The sequence below is a fragment of the Nocardioides marmotae genome (assembly GCF_013177455.1).
GTDB lineage: Bacteria > Actinomycetota > Actinomycetes > Propionibacteriales > Nocardioidaceae > Nocardioides > Nocardioides marmotae.
Genome location: NZ_CP053660.1, coordinates 3,701,061 through 3,719,811, shown reverse-complemented (window position 1 = coordinate 3,719,811; position 18,751 = coordinate 3,701,061). Strand labels below are relative to the sequence as shown.

General features: G+C 75.6%; 17 protein-coding genes. 10 read left to right on the top strand and 7 right to left on the bottom strand.

Annotated elements, in window-relative coordinates; genetic code table 11:
• Positions 1-2: 2 nt before the first annotated feature.
• Genes HPC71_RS17640 through HPC71_RS17630 form a run of 3 tightly spaced genes read right to left on the bottom strand, consistent with a single transcriptional unit; the run spans position 3 to position 4,443 of the window.
• Positions 3-1,643: a DNA repair helicase XPB gene (locus HPC71_RS17640; RefSeq protein ID WP_154615468.1), complete on the bottom strand. Its 1,641-nt coding sequence runs from the start codon at positions 1,641-1,643 to the stop codon at positions 3-5.
• Between the two features lie 7 nt (positions 1,644-1,650).
• Positions 1,651-2,175 (bottom strand): CGNR zinc finger domain-containing protein, encoded by a 525-nt coding sequence (locus HPC71_RS17635; RefSeq protein WP_171896995.1) that lies wholly within the window; start codon positions 2,173-2,175, stop codon positions 1,651-1,653.
• Between the two features lie 9 nt (positions 2,176-2,184).
• Complete coding sequence (locus HPC71_RS17630) at positions 2,185-4,443, bottom strand: helicase C-terminal domain-containing protein (RefSeq protein WP_154615470.1); 2,259 nt, start codon at positions 4,441-4,443, stop codon at positions 2,185-2,187.
• A gap of 24 nt (positions 4,444-4,467) precedes the next feature.
• On the opposite strand from HPC71_RS17630, the gene HPC71_RS17625 reads away from it, so the two are divergent.
• From HPC71_RS17625 to HPC71_RS17610, 4 genes are read left to right on the top strand one after another with little or no spacing between them, the layout of a single operon-like run.
• On the top strand, positions 4,468-5,289 hold the full coding sequence (locus HPC71_RS17625; protein WP_253943767.1) for a PP2C family protein-serine/threonine phosphatase: 822 nt from the start codon (positions 4,468-4,470) through the stop codon (positions 5,287-5,289).
• The gene (locus HPC71_RS17620; protein WP_154615474.1) at positions 5,286-6,485 is read left to right on the top strand and encodes an FHA domain-containing protein; all 1,200 of its coding nucleotides are present in this window, start codon (positions 5,286-5,288) and stop codon (positions 6,483-6,485) included. Before HPC71_RS17625 ends, HPC71_RS17620 begins: the two co-directional genes overlap by 4 nt.
• Complete coding sequence (locus HPC71_RS17615; RefSeq protein WP_154615476.1) at positions 6,485-7,804, top strand: RDD family protein; 1,320 nt, start codon at positions 6,485-6,487, stop codon at positions 7,802-7,804. The genes HPC71_RS17620 and HPC71_RS17615 overlap by 1 nt, the downstream gene beginning before the upstream one ends.
• Before the next feature lie 50 nt (positions 7,805-7,854).
• Positions 7,855-8,262, top strand: coding sequence for an SRPBCC family protein (locus tag HPC71_RS17610; RefSeq protein ID WP_154615478.1), 408 nt, complete (start codon positions 7,855-7,857; stop codon positions 8,260-8,262).
• On the opposite strand, the gene HPC71_RS17605 is transcribed toward HPC71_RS17610, so the two are convergent.
• The gene (locus HPC71_RS17605; protein ID WP_154615480.1) at positions 8,263-10,443 is read right to left on the bottom strand and encodes a S8 family serine peptidase; all 2,181 of its coding nucleotides are present in this window, start codon (positions 10,441-10,443) and stop codon (positions 8,263-8,265) included.
• A gap of 98 nt (positions 10,444-10,541) precedes the next feature.
• Between HPC71_RS17605 and HPC71_RS17600 the strand changes: the two genes are divergently transcribed.
• Positions 10,542-11,204, top strand: a complete 663-nt coding sequence (locus HPC71_RS17600) for an HAD family hydrolase (RefSeq protein ID WP_253943766.1) — start codon at positions 10,542-10,544, stop codon at positions 11,202-11,204.
• A gap of 110 nt (positions 11,205-11,314) precedes the next feature.
• Positions 11,315-11,710, top strand: coding sequence for a cold-shock protein (locus tag HPC71_RS17595; RefSeq protein WP_171896994.1), 396 nt, complete (start codon positions 11,315-11,317; stop codon positions 11,708-11,710).
• A 29-nt stretch (positions 11,711-11,739) separates the two neighbouring features.
• On the opposite strand, the gene HPC71_RS17590 is transcribed toward HPC71_RS17595, so the two are convergent.
• Positions 11,740-13,317, bottom strand: coding sequence for an MFS transporter (locus HPC71_RS17590; RefSeq protein WP_154615482.1), 1,578 nt, complete (start codon positions 13,315-13,317; stop codon positions 11,740-11,742).
• A gap of 92 nt (positions 13,318-13,409) precedes the next feature.
• Here HPC71_RS17590 and HPC71_RS17585 point away from each other — a divergent pair, with 92 nt between their 5' ends.
• Entirely contained in the window at positions 13,410-14,186 is a 777-nt protein-coding gene (locus HPC71_RS17585) for a DUF3027 domain-containing protein (RefSeq protein ID WP_216656448.1), read from the top strand.
• 214 nt (positions 14,187-14,400) lie between these two features.
• Here HPC71_RS17585 and HPC71_RS17580 read toward each other — a convergent pair whose 3' ends face one another.
• Both HPC71_RS17580 and HPC71_RS17575 read right to left on the bottom strand, forming a co-directional pair.
• The gene (locus tag HPC71_RS17580) at positions 14,401-15,024 is read right to left on the bottom strand and encodes a class I SAM-dependent methyltransferase (RefSeq protein WP_171896993.1); all 624 of its coding nucleotides are present in this window, start codon (positions 15,022-15,024) and stop codon (positions 14,401-14,403) included.
• Positions 15,021-15,308 carry a DUF2530 domain-containing protein gene (locus HPC71_RS17575; protein ID WP_253943764.1) on the bottom strand — a complete coding sequence of 96 codons (288 nt, stop codon included), beginning with the start codon at positions 15,306-15,308 and terminating at the stop codon, positions 15,021-15,023. Before HPC71_RS17575 ends, HPC71_RS17580 begins: the two co-directional genes overlap by 4 nt.
• Positions 15,309-15,351: 43 nt before the next feature.
• Between HPC71_RS17575 and HPC71_RS17570 the strand changes: the two genes are divergently transcribed.
• The 3 genes from HPC71_RS17570 (at position 15,352) to HPC71_RS17560 (ending at position 18,673) form a co-directional block, all read left to right on the top strand.
• The gene (locus tag HPC71_RS17570; protein ID WP_154615741.1) at positions 15,352-16,788 is read left to right on the top strand and encodes an NCS2 family permease; all 1,437 of its coding nucleotides are present in this window, start codon (positions 15,352-15,354) and stop codon (positions 16,786-16,788) included.
• A gap of 134 nt (positions 16,789-16,922) precedes the next feature.
• Positions 16,923-17,369 (top strand): MarR family winged helix-turn-helix transcriptional regulator, encoded by a 447-nt coding sequence (locus HPC71_RS17565; protein ID WP_253943763.1) that lies wholly within the window; start codon positions 16,923-16,925, stop codon positions 17,367-17,369.
• Positions 17,366-18,673: an MFS transporter gene (locus HPC71_RS17560; protein WP_154615486.1), complete on the top strand. Its 1,308-nt coding sequence runs from the start codon at positions 17,366-17,368 to the stop codon at positions 18,671-18,673. Before HPC71_RS17565 ends, HPC71_RS17560 begins: the two co-directional genes overlap by 4 nt.
• Positions 18,674-18,751: the final 78 nt, after the last annotated feature.

Here is an 18,751-nt window from a genome sequence, read left to right as displayed (position 1 = left end):
GCTCAGGCCGGGAGGTCCTCGGCGTCGAGGATCCGGTAGGCGTACCCCTGCTCGGCGAGGAAGCGCTGCCGGTTGGCGGCGAAGTCGGCGTCGACGGTGTCGCGGGAGACGATCGTGTAGAAGTGCGCGGTCTTCCCCTCCGACTTGGGCCGCAGCAGCCGGCCGAGCCGCTGGGCCTCCTCCTGGCGGGAGCCGAAGGAGCCGGAGACCTGGATCGCCACCTCGGCCGAGGGCAGGTCGATGGAGAAGTTCGCGACCTTGGAGACCACGAGCAGCCCGACCTCGCCGGCGCGGAACGCGTCGAAGAGCCGCTGCCGCTCCTTCACGGGGGTGTCGCCCTTGATCACGGGGGCGTCGAGCGCGGCCGCGAGCTCGTCGAGCTGCTCGATGTACTGCCCGATGACCAGCGTCGGCTGGTCGCGGTGGGAGGCGACGATGTCGCGGACCACGCGGGTCTTCTCCGCGGTGCACGAGGCGAGCCGGTAGCGCTCCTCGGGCTCCGCGACGGCGTACACGAGGCGCTCGTCGGTCGGCAGCGTCACCCGCACCTCGACGCAGTCGGCCGGCGCGATCCAGCCCTGCGCCTCGATGTCCTTCCACGGCGCGTCGTACCGCTTGGGCCCGATGAGGGAGAACACGTCGCCCTCGCGGCCGTCCTCGCGCACCAGCGTCGCGGTCAGCCCGATCCGCCGCCGCGCCTGGAGGTTCGCGGTCATCCGGAAGATCGGCGCGGGCAGCAGGTGCACCTCGTCGTAGATGATCAGCCCCCAGTCGCGGGCGTCGAGCAGCTCGAGGTGGGGGTAGACGCCCTTCCGCTTGGTCGTCAGGACCTGGTACGTCGCGATGGTGACCGGCCGGACCTCCTTGACCGAGCCGGAGTACTCCCCGATCTCGTCCTCGGTCAGCGAGGTACGCCGCACCAGCTCGTCCTTCCACTGGCGCGCCGAGACGGTGTTGGTGACCAGGATCAGCGTGGTCGCCTGCGCGTGGGCCATCGCGGAGGCGCCGACCAGCGTCTTGCCGGCGCCGCAGGGCAGCACGACCACGCCGGACCCGCCGTGCCAGAACGACTCGGCCGCGTCGCGCTGGTAGTCGCGCAGCTGCCAGTCGGACTCGTCGAGCGCGATCGGGTGGGCCTCGCCGTCGACGTACCCGGCGAAGTCCTCGGCGGGCCAGCCGATCTTCAGCAGCGCCTGCTTGAGGTTGCCGCGCTCGGAGGCGTGGACCACGACGGTGTCGTCGTCGATCCGCTCGCCGAGCATGCCTTGGATCTTCTTGGCGCGCAGCACCTCCTCGAGCACCGGCCGGTCGGTCGAGGTGAGCACCAGCCCGTGGGTGGGGTGCTTGTCGAGCCGCAGCCGGCCGTACCGGGCCATCGTCTCGGCGACGTCGACGAGCAGCGCGTGGGGGACGGCGTAGCGGCTGTACTCCAGCAGCGTGTCGACGACCTGCTCGGCGTCGTGGCCGGCGGCGCGGGCGTTCCACAGCCCCAGCGGGGTGAGCCGGTAGGTGTGCACGTGCTCGGGGGAGCGCTCGAGCTCGGCGAACGGCGCGATCGCCTTGCGGCAGTCGGCCGCGCGCTCGTGGTCGATCTCCAGGAGCAGGGTCTTGTCGGACTGGACGATGAGTGGTCCGTCGTTCATGGGGTGCTCATGCGGGGGTGACCGCCTTCTGCCGGGCTCGGTACGCCGCCACGTTGGCCCGCGAGGAGCAGCGGTCCGAGCAGTAGCGGCGCGACTGGTTGGGGGAGGTGTCGACGTACACCTGGCGGCACGGCGCCGCCGAGCAGACACCGAGCCGGGTGGGGCCGAGGTCGCACACGAGCGTCATCAGCCCGAGCAGCGACTCCCCGACGAGCAGCTCGGCGACCGAGGCGCTGCGGCTGGCGACGTGGACGTGGAGGTGCCCGTCGTGGTCGGAGATCCGCGGGCTGACCGGGTGCCGGGCCATCAGCTCGTTGAGGCCGTCGACGACCCCGGCGACGTCACCGGCGGCGGAGGCCTCGAAGACCGGCCGGAGCTCGCGCTGGTGCTTGCGCAGCAGCATGCAGTCGCGGTCGGTGCACTGCTCCTGGAGCCAGGGCCGGGAGGCGAGGTGGTCGCGCAGCGCCTCCACGTCGTCGAGCGGTGCGTTGAGCAGTGCGGCCGACTGCTCGGCGTACCGGATGAAGTCCACCCGCGGAGTCTACGGAGACTCCTCAACGGTCCGGACGCTCGTGATCCGGGGCACCGCGAAGGTGCGCAGGTCGTCGCTGCGGTGGTCGTGCGCGGTCAGCTGCCCGCCCTCGACGGAGAGGGGGTCGACGAGCCGCTCGGTCGAGGCGCCGTGGTTGTCGACGTAGGCGATGAGCACCGAGGTGCGCGCCTCCACGGCCTCGCGGAGCGCGGCGAGGGCGCCGCCCGGGGAGAGCGTCGCGGCCGCCGCGGGCCGGGTCGAGGCCTCCCGGTCGCCGGCGCGGATCGTGGTGACGACCGCCGCGGCGTGGGCGGCGGTCCGGGCGGCGGTGCGCGCGGGGACCCGCCGGTCCTTGGGGGTGCGGGCGCGGAGCACGTCGGGGCGCGCGACGTGGATCGTCCCGTCGGGACCCTCGACGACCGGGGCCCCGCCGAGCTCGCGGAGCCGGGGGAGCAGCACGTCGAGCGGGGTCGTGGAGACCAGGACCGTCGGCGCGATCCGGCGCAGCCCCAGGCCCGCCGCCCGGGGGTGGTGCTCGAGCTCGGTGAGGGCGGAGGCGTCCTCGGAGCGCAGGAACGCCGCGACCGCGCCGACCCGCACCGCGCCGTAGGTGCGGGCGGTGTCGTCGACGAGGTAGGTCAGCGGCTGCGGCACCGGCGTGCGCGAGACCGACCCGACGAAGTCGTGCAGCTCCACCGCGGTCCACCCCGAGTCCAGCGCGCGGCGCACCGAGCCGGGCGTGAACCGGTAGACCGTCGCCCCGCCCCGCGACTCCACGTCGGCCACCAGCTGCAGCCGTCGCGCCAGCGCGGACTCCAGCGGGCCGGGCGCTACCGCGGTGAGGTCGGCCTGGAGCAGCACGTGGTCGACCGGCTCGGGCAACAGGCCCGCCAGCGCGGGCGCCGGGTCCTCGCCGCCCAGCAGCGCCCGGGAGTACGTCGCCAGGCCGCCGTGCCCGCAGACGCCGAGCACCGCGGCCTCGACGAGGGCCGCGGCCACCTGGTCGGCCCGCGTGCGGGAGCGTCGCGGCCGCAGCCAGGCGACGCGCGCGACGACCGACGGCGGCCCGGTCCCGGTCGCCACGACCCGGCCGGCCGGCAGCCCGGCGAGCGTCTCGAGCGCCATCCGCCGCGCCTCGGCGGCCGTGCCGGAGGCGAGCTCGGGCTGGAGGGCGTTCCAGGCCTTGCCCTGCGGGTCGCGCCGCCCGACCAGGCTGGGCAGCCGGGGCATGTCGAGCCAGGCGCGGGCCAGGAACGCCCAGCGCTCGGCGAGGTCGTGGCCGGCCCAGGTGTCGAGCAGGTCGGTCGGCACCCACGCCGGGTTGCCGTCGCGGTCGGCCGCGGTGGCGAGCAGCCCGGCGGCGTACGCGGTCTCGACGAGGAGCGCCGCGGTCGGCTCGTCGACGTGCAGCAGGGTCGCGGTCGCCTTGAGGTCGCGCACCCCCAGCCCGCCGCTGCGCAGCGCGGTCGGGGGCGTGGTGCCCCAGTGGTCGAGCAGCAGCTCGACGCGGCGGACCAGCTCGAAGGCCGCGCCGGCCGCGGCCCGGTCGACCAGGCCGGCGGCCCGCTCGGAGGTGACCACCTCGGGCACCTCGTCGACGGGCTCGCGGGTGGTGGTGCCGCCCCGCAGGGCCAGCCCGACCTCGCCGGGCAGCACGACCGACCCGCCGCCGCGGGGCACCAGCAGCCGGCGGGCGAGCAGCTCCTCGGCCGGGGTGGCGGCGTCGGCGACGCTCACGTGGTGCCGCGAGGAGCCCGTGGTCGCCTCGCCGCCCTGCTCGGCGACGTGCTCGAGCAGGGTGCGCGCCGCGGGGGAGACCTCGGCCAGCCGGCGTTCCACCTCGGCGGGCGCCGGGGCGTCCGGCGAGCGCGGCTGCAGCCCGCTCGCCCCGCCCCCGCGGACGCCCGCCATCGCCTCCGCGACGCCGGTCAGCGCGCGCAGCCCGCCGGTCGACTCCCACGCCAGCGCGAGGTCGAGCAGCCGCTCCAGCGCCGCCGTGGTCGACCCCGGAGCGGCCCGGACCAGCGTGGCGAGTTCCGCAGGTGTGGTTTGACCTGCGACGACGAGGGCATCAAGGACGCAGAGCTCGAGCCTCGTGAGATCGTCGAGCGCACGCATCAAGGACGAACGAGTGGCCGCGCGGGACGCCAGCTGGCCGGAGTCATGAGGGGCGGGAGTGGCGAGATCGGGACGCTCGTGCAGGAGCCGGGCCAAGCGCTCGTCGGGCCAGCTGCGCAGCTGGTCGGCGAGCGAGCGGTGTCCGGACATCCCCCCAACGCTATCGAGCCGCGGGTGAAGGCCGTCGAGCTCCACCACGGAGCGGCCACCGACGTCGGCCTGGTCCGCGAGGTCAACGAGGACTCCTACCTCGCCGCGCCGCCGGTCTTCGTCGTCGCCGACGGCATGGGCGGCCACGAGGGCGGCGACGTCGCCAGCGCGATCGTGGTCGAGGAGTTCGCCCGGCTCGCCGACGCCGGCTACGACCCCGCCCGGGGGACCGAGGTCATCGCCGCGACGCTCGCGGGCTGCCAGCACCGCATCTCGGAGTACGGCGCCGCGCAACGCGCCCGCGGAGCCGGCCGGTTCCACGCCGGCACCACCGCGGTCGTCGCGCTGCTCGTCGAGGACGACGGCGAGCCGAAGTGGCTGCTGGCCAACCTCGGCGACTCGCGCATCTACCGCTTCACCGAGGGCCGCCTCGAGCAGGTCAGCGTCGACCACAGCGTCGTCCAGGAGCTCGTCGAGGCCGGCGCGATCACCGAGGACGACGCCGCGGTGCACCCCGAGCGGCACGTCATCACCCGCGCGCTCGGCGGCCCCGACGCCGCCGAGGCCGACTACTTCCTGCTGCCCCTGGCCTCGGTCGAGCGGCTGGTGCTCTGCTCCGACGGGATCACCGGGATGATCACCGACGACCAGATGGGCGCCATCCTGGGCCGGGTCGACGACCCCCGCGACGCCGCGGACCAGCTCGTCGCGGCGGCTCTTGCGGCCGGCGGCCGGGACAACGCGACGGTGGTCGTCGTCGATGTGGTGGGATTGGTCAGTGAGTTCTCCTACGACTCCGACGCCCAACGGGTGAGTCTCGAGCAGAAACTGGGAGCCCTGCCGTGAGCGAGCAGACGACGACCCGCGCCTACCGGCCGGGTGAGTGGTTCGGCGTGCTCGGCGAGCACGCCACCGTGCTGCTGCCGCCGAGCGAGAAGGACCGGGCCGCGGCCCTGTGGCCGCTGGTCGACGACGGCGTGGACGCCGACGCGCTGCTCGACGCGCTGCTCTCCGACGGGCTGCGCGCGCTGCCGGCGTTCGTGCTGGCGACCACCGCCGACGACGGGGCGACCCGGCTGCTCGTGCGCGGTCGCGTCCGCGTGCGCGTCGCCGCCGACGGGGAGACCGTCGAGGTCGACGGTGCGTCGGCCACGACCTGGGTCGAGCGCTCCTGGGTCCGCGTCGAGGCGCTCTCTGTCGTCCTCGACGAGCGCCCCTCCGGCCCGGACCTCCTCGCCGCCACCGGCCTGGTCCGGCTCGCGCGGCTCGAGGAGCCCGCCGGGGCCACCGGCACCGGCCCGGCCGCCGGGGCCGTCGAGGAGCCGGAGTTCGGCCCCGAGCACGAGACCGAGCTCCACGACCCGGACGAGGACGACGAGGAGGACGGGGAGGACGACGTCCCGACCACCTCCACCCCGATCCCGCCCCCGCCGTCCGCACCGCCCCCGCCGCCTCCGGCACCGCCGGCCGCGCCCCCGAGCGCGCCCCCGCCGCCGTCCGTGCCGCCCCCGCCGCCCGCACCTCCGGTGCCGCCCGCCCCGCCGGTGCCCTCCGAGCCTCCCGTCCCGTCGGGGTCGGGTTCGGAGGACCACGACGGCGAGACCCGCGCCGGCGTGTTGGACCCGAGCCCGTTCCAGCGGCGGCCCTCGGGCATCGCCGGGCAGCCGCAGGCCCCCGCGGTGACCTCGCGCCCGGTCGCCCGGCTCGTCATCTCCCACGGAGAGACCGTCGACGTCGACCGCGCGGTGCTGGTCGGTCGTGCGCCCGAGGCGCGCCGGTTCACCTCGACCGAGCAGCCGCGGCTGGTCACCGTGCCGAGCCCGCAGCAGGAGATCTCCTCGACCCACCTCGAGGTGCGGCCCGGATCCGGCGCCGACCACGGGCTCGCCGTGGTCACCGACCTCGGCTCGACCAACGGCACCGTGCTGGTCCAGCCCGGCCTCGGCCCCGAGGACCTGCAGCCCGGCATCGCGGTCCAGCTGATCCCCGGTGCGGTCATCGACCTCGGTGACGGGGTCACCATCCAGGTCACCAAGCCCTGATGGCCGACCACACCCCGCCGGCCGCCACGACGTACCCCGCAGCGGAGCTCGACCGGCGCTTCTACGCCTTCACCGTCGACCGGCTCGTCGCCTGGGGGACCTACGTCGTCGCGGGGCTGCTCTCCTGGTGGTTCCTCCTGGACCGCGGCGAGACCTGGGCCGGGATCGGCGTGATCGTCGGCGTCGTCCTGCTCGTCTCGCTGGTCTTCTCCCTGCTCCTCGGCCTGCGGGGGATCTCCCCGGGCCGGGCCCTCCTCGGGCTGCGCGTGGTGCACGCCGCCACCGGCGCGCCGATCGGGGTGCCGGCTGCGATGCTCCGCTCGCTGATGCTCGGCGTGGCCGCGCTGCCGACGTTCGGGATGGGCCTGGCGACCCTGGCCTGGACGGCGGTGATGGACGGCAGCGGCCGGCGCCGCGGCGCGCACGACCGGCTCACCCACGCCGCGGTCGTCGACGTGCGGCCCGCGCCGGTGGTCGTCGAGGAGGTCGCCGCCGCCCCGCGCCAGATCGTCAACCTGACCGCGATGCGGCTGGTCCCCTCGCCGCCGCCCGCCGCGACCAGCCCGGCGGTGCCGCCCCGGGCCCCGCGCCCGACGAACCCGCCCCGCCCGGTCGCGCCGACGCCGACGCTCCCCGTGCCGCCGAGCGCCGCCCAGCCGGCCGTGCCCGCAGCCGTGCCCGCAGCTCCGCCCGCGAGCCCGCCTGCGGCCGCCCCGGCCCCGGCGACCACCCCGGCGCCGAGCGCCCCGCCGGCCGCGCCCGCGAGCCCGCCGCCGGCCAAGCGCCGCAAGCTCGGGCCGCCCCTGGTCGACCCGCCGGCCCCCTCGCCGGAGACCGTCGGGACGATCGGCCAGGGCACGCCCGCGCCCGCCCACGCCGCGCCCGCCCACGCCGCCGCCGCCGGTGCCTCAGCTCCCGCCGCTCCCGTGGTCACCTCCCACACCACCGCCGAGCGCACGGTCATGCGCGCGGCCGGCGCCGGCCCGGCGCGCTGGCGGGTGGCCTTCGACAGCGGCGAGTCGTTCGTGGTCGAGGGCCTCGCGCTGGTCGGCCGGCGGCCCGAGGCCCGGCAGGGCGAGCCGGTGCGACACGTCGTGCCGCTGCGCTCCTCGGACATGTCGCTGTCCAAGACCCACGCCCAGCTCCAGGTGGCGGCCGACGGCGTCCTCGTCGTGATGGACCGCGGCTCGACCAACGGCTCCATCCTCGTGCGCCAGGGGGTCTCCCGGCCGCTGTCGGCGGGCAAGCCCACCACGCTGCTGGCCGGGGACGTCGTCCGGTTCGGCGACCGCCAGATGACCGTCGCCCGCGAGGACTGAGCCGGCGCGACCCCGTGACCCGCGCCACACCCGGGCGTAGGTTGCCTCCCATGACGTTCGAGCACGCGGAGTCCATCACCACGACCGCCCCGCCCGCCGCGGTCTGGGCGCTGTGGTCCGACGTCGGCAGCTGGCACCTGTGGGACCCCGCCGTCGAGGCGGTCGCGCTCGAGGGCTCCTTCGGTGAGGGCGCCGGCGGGACGATGACCCTGACCGGTGGCACCGAGGCCCCGTTCGTGGTCGAGGTCGTGGAGCCGGGCAGCCGCTACCTCGACCGCCTCACGATGGGCGACCTGGCCATCGAGATCGACCACGTCGTGGTCCCCGCCGGCGACGGTGCCGAGATCACGGTCACCACCCGGGTCACCGGCCCGGGCGCCGAGGACGTCGGCCCGATGGTCACCCGCGACGCACCGGTCGCGCTCGAGCGGCTCGTCGCGCTCGCCCAGGGCGCCTGATCAGCGGCTGGTGACGACCACCGGCACGCGGGTCACCGTGCCGGAGCCGCCGCGCCACACGACGTACCCCTCGTCGGGGCCGCCGCCGGGCACGGTGACGGTGTACGTCGCACTCGCGCCCGGACCCAGCCGCACCGCCGCCGGGCGGACCTGCGCGCCGCGGGCGAAGCCGGTCGCGCTGGAGGAGAAGTACCGGGCCCGGCCGGTCACGTTCGTGATGGTGCGCGTCGCGCTGGTGTCGCCGCCGCGCAGCAGCACCGAGGCGGTGTTCAGGTCGCCGCGCAGCTCGCCATCGAGCCAGGCGCGGTAGTCGCCGGGGGCCACCAGGTGCACCAGGCCCGGCCGCACCGCCTCCTGGGGCCGCACCCGCCCCGAGCCGACGCCCAGCACCGGCGCGCCGACGCGGCTCGCGGTCGTCGCCAGCGCGGAGCGGACCGCGGTCGCCGACCACGAGGGGTGGCGCTGGCGCAGGAGGGCGGCGGCGCCGGCGACGTACGCCGTCGCGGCGGACGTGCCCGAGGACAGCTCCCACGGGGCGGGCCGGCCGGCGGCCGGGACCGCGGCCAGCAGGCCGGTCGCGGGCGCGACGACGTCGGGCTTGACCACGTCCCCGGCCGGGTCGCCGGTGCTCGACCACGGCATCCGCCGGTCCGGGCCCGGGGTGGTGCCGTCCGCGCGCAGGGTGACCCGCCCGGCGGGGTGGTCGGCCAGCCACCGCCGCAGGGTGCGGGCGGCGCCGCGGTCGAGGTGGACGGTAGGCACGTGGTGGACGTCGGGGTCGGTCGACCCGGCTCCGACGTTGACCAGCACCATGCCGGCGCCGTCGGCGAGGTCGACGGCCCGGGACTTCTCCACGCGCGGGACGTGTCCACCGCGCTCGCACAGCACGATCCGGCCGGCGACCCGGCCGGCGTCCAGGCTGCCGGGGGCACAGGCGCGGGCGCGGGCGGGGGCGGCCCCCGGTGCGGCCACCTCGGCGCCGCGCACGACGCGGGACGGCCCGGCCGGGCGGGCGGCGGAGCTGGCGCCGAGGAGGGTCGGGCCACCGGCGACGACGACCCGCCCCCGCCGCTGCGGGCCGGCGACCCCGCCGACGGTGGTGACCCACGGGCCGGGGTGCGCGGCGTGCGCCCGGCCGGCGTCGTTGCCGGCCGCGGCCACGACGACCACGTCGGCCTCGGCCGCGCCGAGCAGGGCGCGCTCCAGCGCGTCGTACCCGTCGCCCCCGCCCACCGCGAGGGCGAGCACGTCGACGCCGTCGGTGACCGCCTGGTCCACCGCGGCCACGAGGTCGGAGGTGGCGCAGCCGTCGTCCTGGGGGTCCGGCGCGGTCCAGCACGCCTTGTAGACGGCGAGCCGGGCCTGCGGGGCGACGCCGCCGTAGCGGCCGACCCGCTTGGCGCCGAACCGGACGCTCACCCCGCTGTTGCCGGCGGCGATGGAGGCGGTCCGCGTCCCGTGACCCTCGTCGTCGCGTGCGCTCAGCGACGCGCCCGCCCGGACCGCGTCGGGGCCGAAGCCGCGGACGAACCAGCGGGCGCCGACGACCTTGCGGGTGCAGCGCTCGGCGGGCCAGTCCTCGGTGGTGATGCACGCGCCGGCGAAGCCCTCGGGCGCCCGGCCGAGCCGGGGCGCGCCGGAGAAGACCGGGCTCTCGGGCGCGAGGCCGGAGTCGACGACGCCGATCACGACGCCCGAGCCCTCGGGGCCCCCGCCCCGCCGGCCGCCCGGTGCGGTCCTCTTCGCTGCAGCCGAGGCGAGGCGCGGCGCCGGGGCGCCGGCGAGCGGGCGGACCTCGTCGCGCTCCACGCCCACCACGTCGGGGTCGCTGCGGAGCGCGCCGACCTGGGCGGGGGAGAGGCGGACGGCGAAGCCGTTGAGCGCGGTGGTCCAGCGGTACGCCGGTCGCGGCGCGCCGACCTCCGCGAGCAGCGCGTCCTGCTGGCGCAGCATCGCGCCGCGGACGAAGGAGTCCGCGAGCGGGCCGCGGTAGCCCGCGACGCCCGGCCCGGTCAGCGTCACCAGGTGCAGGCGGGAGCCGGCCGCGGGCTCGGCGGGGCCGGTGGCGGCGGTCGAGCCGGCGGTGGCGGGGCCGGCCGCGGCGAGGCCGGGGACCACCAGCGCGGGCAGCACGAGGGCAGCGGCGAGCACGCGACGTACCCGCCCTGCGGTCGGCTTCACGACTGTCCCTCCCGTCCTCCGAGCCGTCCATTCTGTCCCACGCGCGCTCCGGCTGCGGTGGATCGAAGGATCCGGGGCACGCGGACTACCCTCGCCGGGTGCCCGCCGTGCCTCCTGCGGCCGACCGCCTGGTGGTCGGCTTCGACCTCGACATGACCCTCATCGACACCGTCCCGGGCTTCGGCTCGGTGCTCCGCGCGCTCGGCGCGGAGCTCGGCGTCGACTTCCCGGTGGAGGAGATGACCGCGCGGCTCGGCCCGCCGCTGGACCTGCTGCTGGCGCCCTACCTGCCCGCCGAGGCCATCCCCGCCGCCGGGGACCGGTTCCGGGCGCGCTACCCGGACCACGCGATCGCGTCCGTCCCGCTGCTCGAGGGCGCCCGCGAGGCGCTGCACGCCGTACGCCGCCGGGGCGGTCGGACCATCGTGGTGACCGGCAAGTTCCCCGACAACGCCCGCCTCCACCTCGACCACCTCGGCCTCGAGGTCGACCACCTCGAGGGCTGGGTGTGGGGCGTGGGCAAGGCCGACGTGATGATCCGCGAGGGCGCCTCGATCTACGTCGGCGACCACGTCCACGACGTCGAGGGCGCGCTGGCCGCCGACGCGCTGAGCGTCTCGGTGCTGACCGGGGGCTGCACCGAGGAGGAGCTGCGCGCCGCCGGCACCCACGTGGTGCTCGGGAGCCTCACCGAGTTCCCCGCCTGGCTCGAGGCCCACCTCGGGGCCGCCGCGCCCGCGGCGGGGACGACCGGGCGCTGAGCGGGGCCGGCCGGCCCGGCGACACCGCTGGAACCGGCCTTGCCCGGCCTCGTAGGCTGTGCCGTCGCCCGGCAGGTCGCCGGTGCGCTGCGAGCAGAAGAGGTCAGACCGTGCCCACTGGCAAGGTGAAGTGGTTCGACGCGGGCAAGGGGTTCGGCTTCCTGTCCCAGGAGGACGGGCCGGACGTCTACGTCCACGCCGACGCCCTCCCGGACGGCGTCGACACGGTCAAGCCCGGCACGCGCGTGGAGTTCGGCATCGCGCAGGGCCGCCGCGGCGACCAGGCGCTCCAGGTCCGGATCCTCGACAAGCCGGCGTCGGTCTCGCGCAAGCAGCAGGCCGCGCGGCGCAAGTCGCCCGAGGAGATGGGCCCGATCGTCGAGGACCTGATCCGGCTGCTCGACGGGATCGGCGAGGGCTACCGGCACGGCCGGCACCCCGACGCGCGCACGGCCGCCCCGACCGCCAAGCTGCTCCGGGCGCTCGCCGACGAGCTGGAGCTCTAGAAGCCTCGCTCCGCCAGGATCGGCCGGGGTCAGGCCGACCCGTCGCGGGGCAGTCGCGGCATCGGCTGGGTGTCCGGCATGTCGTCGTAGGCCACCGACGAGGCCTCCGCCGGCGCCGGCGCCGGGTCAGCGGCCGGCTCCGGGTCCGCGGCCGTCGCCGGGGGCCCGTCGTACTGCCGCAGGGCCGCGTCGCGGCGCGCGGCGGACCGACCGCCGATGAGGACGTACGCCGTCCAGCAGCCGAGCACCGCGACGGCCACCCCGAGGCCGAGGCGCGCGGGCTCCAGCGGCAGCGCGATGCCGAGGAAGCCCCCGACCACCCAGGCCAGCTGCAGGGTCGTGTCGCTGCGCGCGAAGGCGCTGGCCTGGACGCGCGAGGCGATGTCGCGCTGGATCGTGGAGTCGAGGCAGAACTTCGCGAGCGTCTGCGCCAGGCCGGCGGTCAGGCCGAGGACGGCCAGCCACAGCACGCCGTAGAACAGCGTGGCGAGCAGGATCGCGACCAGGTCGGCGAGGAGCACCACGACGACCGCGACCGCCGGGTTGATCCGCCGCAGCATCGAGGCGGCCGCGACGCCGGCGGTGTTGCCGGCGCCGGCCGCGCCGACGACCAGGGCGATCATCAGCTCCGCCGACAGCGAGGTCGCCGGCGGGTTCTCCCGCAGCAGGAACGCCATGTACATCAGCAGGAAGCCGGAGAGGAACCGCGGCCCGCAGTTGGCCCGCAGCGCGAAGGCGACCGCCGGGGGGATGCGGGTGCGGGTGCGCCGCCCGGGCTCGGCGTCGCTGTCGCCGCGCAGGACCAGGTCGCCCTCGCCGACGCTGGAGTCGACCGCGGCCGGCAGCCGGATGGCGCACACGGTGGCCACCACGAACAGCAGGAACGCGTAGCGCAGGCTCCACTCCGGCCCGGCCAGCGACGCCAGCCCGGCCAGCGGGGCGGAGACCGCGGCGCCGATGATGCCGGCGAGGCTGACCCGCCCGTTGGCCCGCACCAGCGTGAAGCCCGCCGGGAGCAGGCGCGGCACGGCGGCGGCGCGGGTCACGCCGTAGGCCTTGGAGGAGACCAGCACGCCGAGGGCCGCGGCGAAGAGCCACGGCGAGTCTCCGGTCACCGAGGTCGCCAGCGCCCAGCACAGGAACGCCCGCATCGCCATCGTCGCGCCGATCGCCCAGCGCCGCCCGTGGGCGAACCGGTCGAGGAACGGGCCGATCAGCGGCGCCACCACCGCGAACGGCAGCATCGTCAGGCCGAGGAACAGCGCGACCTGCCCGCGCGCCTCGCCCGAGGGCACCTGGAAGAACAGCGACCCGGCCAGCGAGATCGCGACCGCGGCGTCGCCGGCGGTGTTGAAGAAGTGCATCTGGATCAGGCGCGCCAGCCCCGACTCGCCCGCGCCCTCGGCGTTCGCGGCCCGGCTGGCCTGCCGGCCGACGTACCGGCTCGCGCGCCCGGTCGCCCGGCCCGCCGCCGCCACGCCGCGCACGGTCGCACGGGCGCCGGTGCCGAGACCGGCCCCGAGACCGGCCCCGAGGTGGCGTGCCCCGGCCGGCGGGCGGGTGTCCCCGTCCGGGGCCGGGCCGGGCTCGGGACGCTCGGACGTCATGGGCCCCATCCTGCCGTGCCGGTCCTGGGCGCCGCCGCCGACACCCGCCCCCGAGATGGCACCCGAGTCCCGGATCAGTCAGACTGCGGGGCGTGACGACTCTCGTGCGCGCCAAGCCCGACTCCGCCGCCGTGGCGGCCGTCGACGTCGCCCGCGCCGCCCTCCTCGACGAGGTCGGCTCCGCGGACGTCGGTGAGCACCTCGGCCACGTGGTCGAGGGTGAGCGGCTGGTGACCCACCTGTTCGCCTGCGAGCGCGCGGGCTACCGCGGCTGGCGCTGGTCGGTGACGGTGACCCGGGCGCCCCGCCAGAAGCACATCACCGTCGACGAGGTCGTCCTCGTCCCCGGCGAGGACGCGATCGTCGCGCCGCCGTGGGTGCCCTACCGCGAGCGGATCCAGCCCGGCGACCTCGGGCCCGGCGACCTGCTGCCGGTCGAGGACGACGACCCGCGCCTGGTCCCCACCTACTCCTACGGCGACGACCCGCTCGACGCCGACGACCGCGCCCAGGTCCGCCAGGTCGCCCAGGACCTCGGCCTCGGCCGGGTCCGCACGCTCTCCCCGGAGGGCCGCGACGCCGCCGCGCAGCGGTGGTACGACGGCGACCAGGGCCCGTCCTCCCCGCTGGCCCAGGCTGCGCCCGACTCCTGCACCACCTGCGGCTTCCTGCTCCGGATCAACGGCCCGCTCTCGGAGATGTTCGGCGTCTGCGCCAACGGCGACGCCAACGACGACGGCAAGGTGGTCTCCTTCGACCACGGCTGCGGTGCCCACTCCGAGGTCCGGCTCGCCAAGAAGCACGAGCCCCTGCCGCTCCCCGAGCCGGTCATCGACACGATCACCCTCGAGGACCTCGAGCGCTTCTGACCCACCGCCGAGGTGGCACTCCTGCAGGGTCGAGGTGGCACTCCTGCAGGGTCGAGGTGGCACTCCTGCAGGGTCGAGGTGGCACTCCTGCAGGGTCGAGGTGGCACCCGTGCAGGGTCGAGGTGGCACTCCTGCAGGGTCGAGGTGGCACTCCTGCAGGGTCGAGGTGGCACCCGTGCAGGGTCGAGGTGGCACTGCTGCAGCGCCGGCCGGGTCAGTCGGCGGCCGAGAGCAGCCAGACGGCGTACTCGTCGTTCGCCGGGTGCAGCTCGTAGCTGCCGACGCGCAGGTCGACCCGCAGGCCGGCGGCCTCGGCGTCCGCGACGAGCTCCTCGGGCGGGTAGTGCCGGGCGGCGGCGGGAGCGCCGCGCAGGTGGAAGCCGGCGAGGATGCGACCGCCGGGGCGCAGCAGCGAGCGCAGCCGCGCGAGCACCTGCCGCTCGGTGCCCTCGGCGAGGAAGACGAGCACGTTCCCGACGCAGACGACCAGGTCGAAGGTGCCGACGTCGTCGGGGGAGAGGGCGAGCACGTCGGCCTCGAGGACCTCCAGGCCCGGATAGGTACGACGCGCCTGCTCGACCAGCGCGGGGTCCGGCTCGACCGCCACCACCTCGTGGCCGCGCTCGCGCAGCGCGGCGGCGACCCGGCCCATCCCGGCGCCGGCGTCGAGGACGCGGGCCCCGCGGGGGAGGAGCGCGTCGGCGAGGCGCGCCTCGCCGTCGACGTCGGCGCCGGTGGCGACCAGCCGCGCGAAGTTCTCGGCGTACCCGCCCCGTGCCGGTCCGGCCAGCGCCCACCGCGTCGCGGGTGGGACGGGCCGGTCACCCGGACCGCTCACGCGGCCTCGTCGCGGGCCAGGCGTGCCCGGCGGCGGCGGCGGCAGTACTCCAGGCCGAGCAGGCCGAGCCCGAAGCCGGCCAGGCAGGTCCACAGCCACCAGCCGCGGCCGGCGTCGTCCAGCCGGCCGTAGAAGGGGAGGAGCGCGAGGAAGCCGACGAACCACAGCGCCACCCCGACCTCGACGGTGCGGACGCCGTCCACGTCGAGCGGTTCGACGTCGGCGACGAGGAAGGTGCGCTTGCCGAACTCGTGCTGCGTCGGCTGGTCGTCGCGGAGCTCCACGCGAGACAACGTACTCCGGGGGCCGCCGGTTCTGTCATGCTGGCTGGCCGTGAGCATCGACTCCTACTTCCGCATCCACGAACGTGGCTCGACCGTCGGACAGGAGGTCCGCGGCGGTGTCGTGACCTTCCTGACGATGGCCTACATCATCGTCCTGAACCCCCTGATCCTCGGCTACGTCCAGGACTCCGAGGGCAACTACCTCGGCGGCGGCGCCGAGCCGAACCTCCCGGCCATCGCGGCCGGCACGGCACTCGTCGCCGGCGTGCTGACGATGCTGATGGGCGCCGTCGCGAACTTCCCGCTCGCGCTCGCCGCGGGCCTCGGCCTCAACGCCTTCGTCGCCTTCACCGTCGCGACCCAGTCGACCTGGGCCGACGCGATGGGCCTGGTCGTGCTCGAGGGCATCGTGATCCTGGTGCTCGTGCTGACCGGCTTCCGCCGCGCGGTCTTCCACGCGGTGCCGACCCAGCTCAAGGTCGCGATCTCGGTCGGCATCGGCTTGTTCATCGCGCTCATCGGCTTCGTGGACGCCGGCTTCGTCTCCCGCATTCCCGACGCCGCGAACTCGACCGTCCCGGTGCAGCTGGGCACGACCGGCCAGCTCGAGGGCTGGCCGGTGCTGGTCTTCGCCGGCGGCCTGCTGCTGCTCATCGCGCTGTGGGTACGCCGCGTGAAGGGCGCGATCCTCATCTCGATCGTGCTCGCCACGGTCGTCGCCATCGCCCTCGACGCGGCGCTCGACCTGGGCGCGCGATCCGCGGACAACCTCGGCGGCTGGGCGCTGACGGTGCCCTCCTTCGACGGGTTCGTCGACGTCCCGGACTTCGGCACGCTCGGTGAGTTCTCGCTGTTCGGGGCGTTCTCCTCGATCGGCGTGATCGCCGCCCTGTTGCTGGTCTTCTCGCTGATGCTCGCCGACTTCTTCGACACCATGGGCACGATGACCGCGATCGGCGCGGAGGCCGGGCTCAACGACGAGGAGGGCGTGCCGCCGCACACCCAGCGGATCCTCATCGTCGACTCGGTCGCGGCGATCGCCGGCGGTGCGGGCGGCGTCTCGTCCAACACCTCCTACATCGAGTCGGCCTCGGGCGTCGGCGAGGGCGCCCGCACCGGGCTCTCCTCCATCGTCACCGGCGCACTCTTCCTGCTGGCGACCTTCTTCACCCCGGTCGTGGAGGCGATCCCGTCCGAGGCCGCCGTCCCGGCGCTCGTGCTGGTGGGCTTCTTGATGATGCAGCAGGTCACCGAGATCCGCTGGTCGGACCCGGAGATCGCGCTCCCTGCGTTCCTCACGATCGTGCTGATGCCGTTCACCTACTCGATCACCGCCGGCATCGGGGCGGGCTTCCTGGCCTACCTCCTGATCAAGGTCGTCGTCGGGAAGGTCCGCGAGATCCACCCGCTGCTGGCCGTCGTCGGCGTGCTCTTCGTCCTCTACTTCGGCATCGACCCGATCACCGACCTGCTCACCTGAGCGCCGCCCGCGGCGCGGTGACCGCGCCGTAGAACCACACTGCGAAAGACACCGAGAGGCCCTCCCCGGCACCAGCGGGGGAGGGCCTCTTGTGCGTCCTGGAATACTTAGCGAGGGTAACGAGTTGTCACCTCGTGCCCACTGTCGAGAAGGTCTCCCGCGCCGATGCCGGACTGGCGTCGGCGCTCCGGCTGTCCGTCATGCGGCTGCGCCGCCGGTTGGCCACGGAGCGCCATCCCGACAACGAGCTGTCCATCGCCCACATGGGCGTCCTCGGCTGCCTGTCCAGCAACGGCGGGCTCACCCTCGGCGAGCTCGCCGCCGCCGAGCGGGTGCAGCCGCCGAGCATGACCCGGACGGTCAACGGCCTCGAGGAGCGCGGCTACGTCACCCGCCGCGCCCACGCGACCGACGGCCGCCAGATCGTGGTGGAGCTGTCCGACAAGGGCCGCGCCACCGTCCTCGCCGACCGCCGCCGCCGCGATGAGTGGCTGGCCAGGCGGCTGCGGGAGCTGACCCCCGACGAACGCGCGGTCCTGCGCCGGGCCGCCCCGATCCTGGAAAGACTGGCCAACGCTTGAGCCCCACCTTCCGTTCGCTCGCCAACCCCAACTACCGCCGGTACGCCGCCGGTGCGGTGATCTCGAACACCGGCACCTGGATGCAGCGCGTGGCCCAGGACTGGTTGGTGCTGCACCTGGCGGTCGACGGCGGCGGTACCGCCGTCGGCATCACCACCGGTCTGCAGTTCCTGCCCGCCCTGCTCCTCTCGCCGCTCGCGGGCGTCATCGCCGACCGCTTCCCCAAGCGCCAGCTGCTCCAGCTGACCCAGGTGATGATGGCCGTGCCGGCCTTCGTGCTCGGCCTGCTCGCCGCGACCGGCGTCGCCGAGGTCTGGCACGTCTACGTGCTGGCCCTCGTCTTCGGCATCGGCACCGCGATCGACGCCCCGGCCCGGCAGTCCTTCGTGAGCGAGATCGTCACCCCCGACGACCTCACCAACGCCGTGGGGCTCAACTCCGCCTCCTTCAACGCCGCGCGCATCGTCGGGCCGGCCCTCGCCGGCGTCTTCATCGGCGCGCTCGGCGGCGGCACGGAGGCGACCGGCTGGGTGATCATGGCCAACGCGATCAGCTACCTCGCCCCGATCCTGGCCCTGCGCGGCATGGACCCGCGCCGGCTCACCCCGGCACCCACCCAGGCGCGGCACTCCGGCATGGTCCGCGAGGGCGTGCGGTACGTCGCCGGGCGACCGGACCTCGTGCTGGTCCTCATCGTGGTCTTCGTCGTCGGCACCTTCGGCCTGAACTTCCAGATGACCTCCGCGCTGATGGCCACCGACGTGTTCGGCAAGGGGGCGACCGAGTACGGGCTGCTCGGCACCTACATGGCCGTCGGCTCGCTCACCGGCGCCCTGCTCGCGGCGCGCCGCCCGGTCATCCGGCTGCGGCTGGTGGTCGGCGCGGCGGTGCTCTTCGGCGTGGCCGAGATCGTCGCCGGGCTGCTGCCGACGTACCTCACCTTCGCGATCTGGATGCCGCTGCTCGGCCTCTCGGCGCTGACCATGATCACCGCCGCCAACACCTTGATGCAGGTCTCCACCGCGCCCGCGCTGCGCGGCCGGGTGATGGCGCTCTACCTGATGATCTTCATGGGCGGCACCCCGGTCGGGGCGCCGGTCGTCGGCTGGGTGGGGGAGACCTTCGGGGCCCGGTGGACCCTGGTCGGCGGCGGCGCCATCACCCTGGTCGGCGTCGCGCTGGCGGTCCTGTGGTACGTCGCCCGGTCCGGTGGGCTCGCGCGCGTTTTGACCCCCACAGAGGCGCCGGGTAACCTCGGTCCTCGTGTCTGGGACAACCAGGCCGTTGCGCGTGCTCGGAAGTAGTCGGCGGGAACGGACCGTCGGATTCCGGCTCGCAGAATCCCCCGCCACCGCCTCGGTGGTGGTCCATGCCGGGCGACA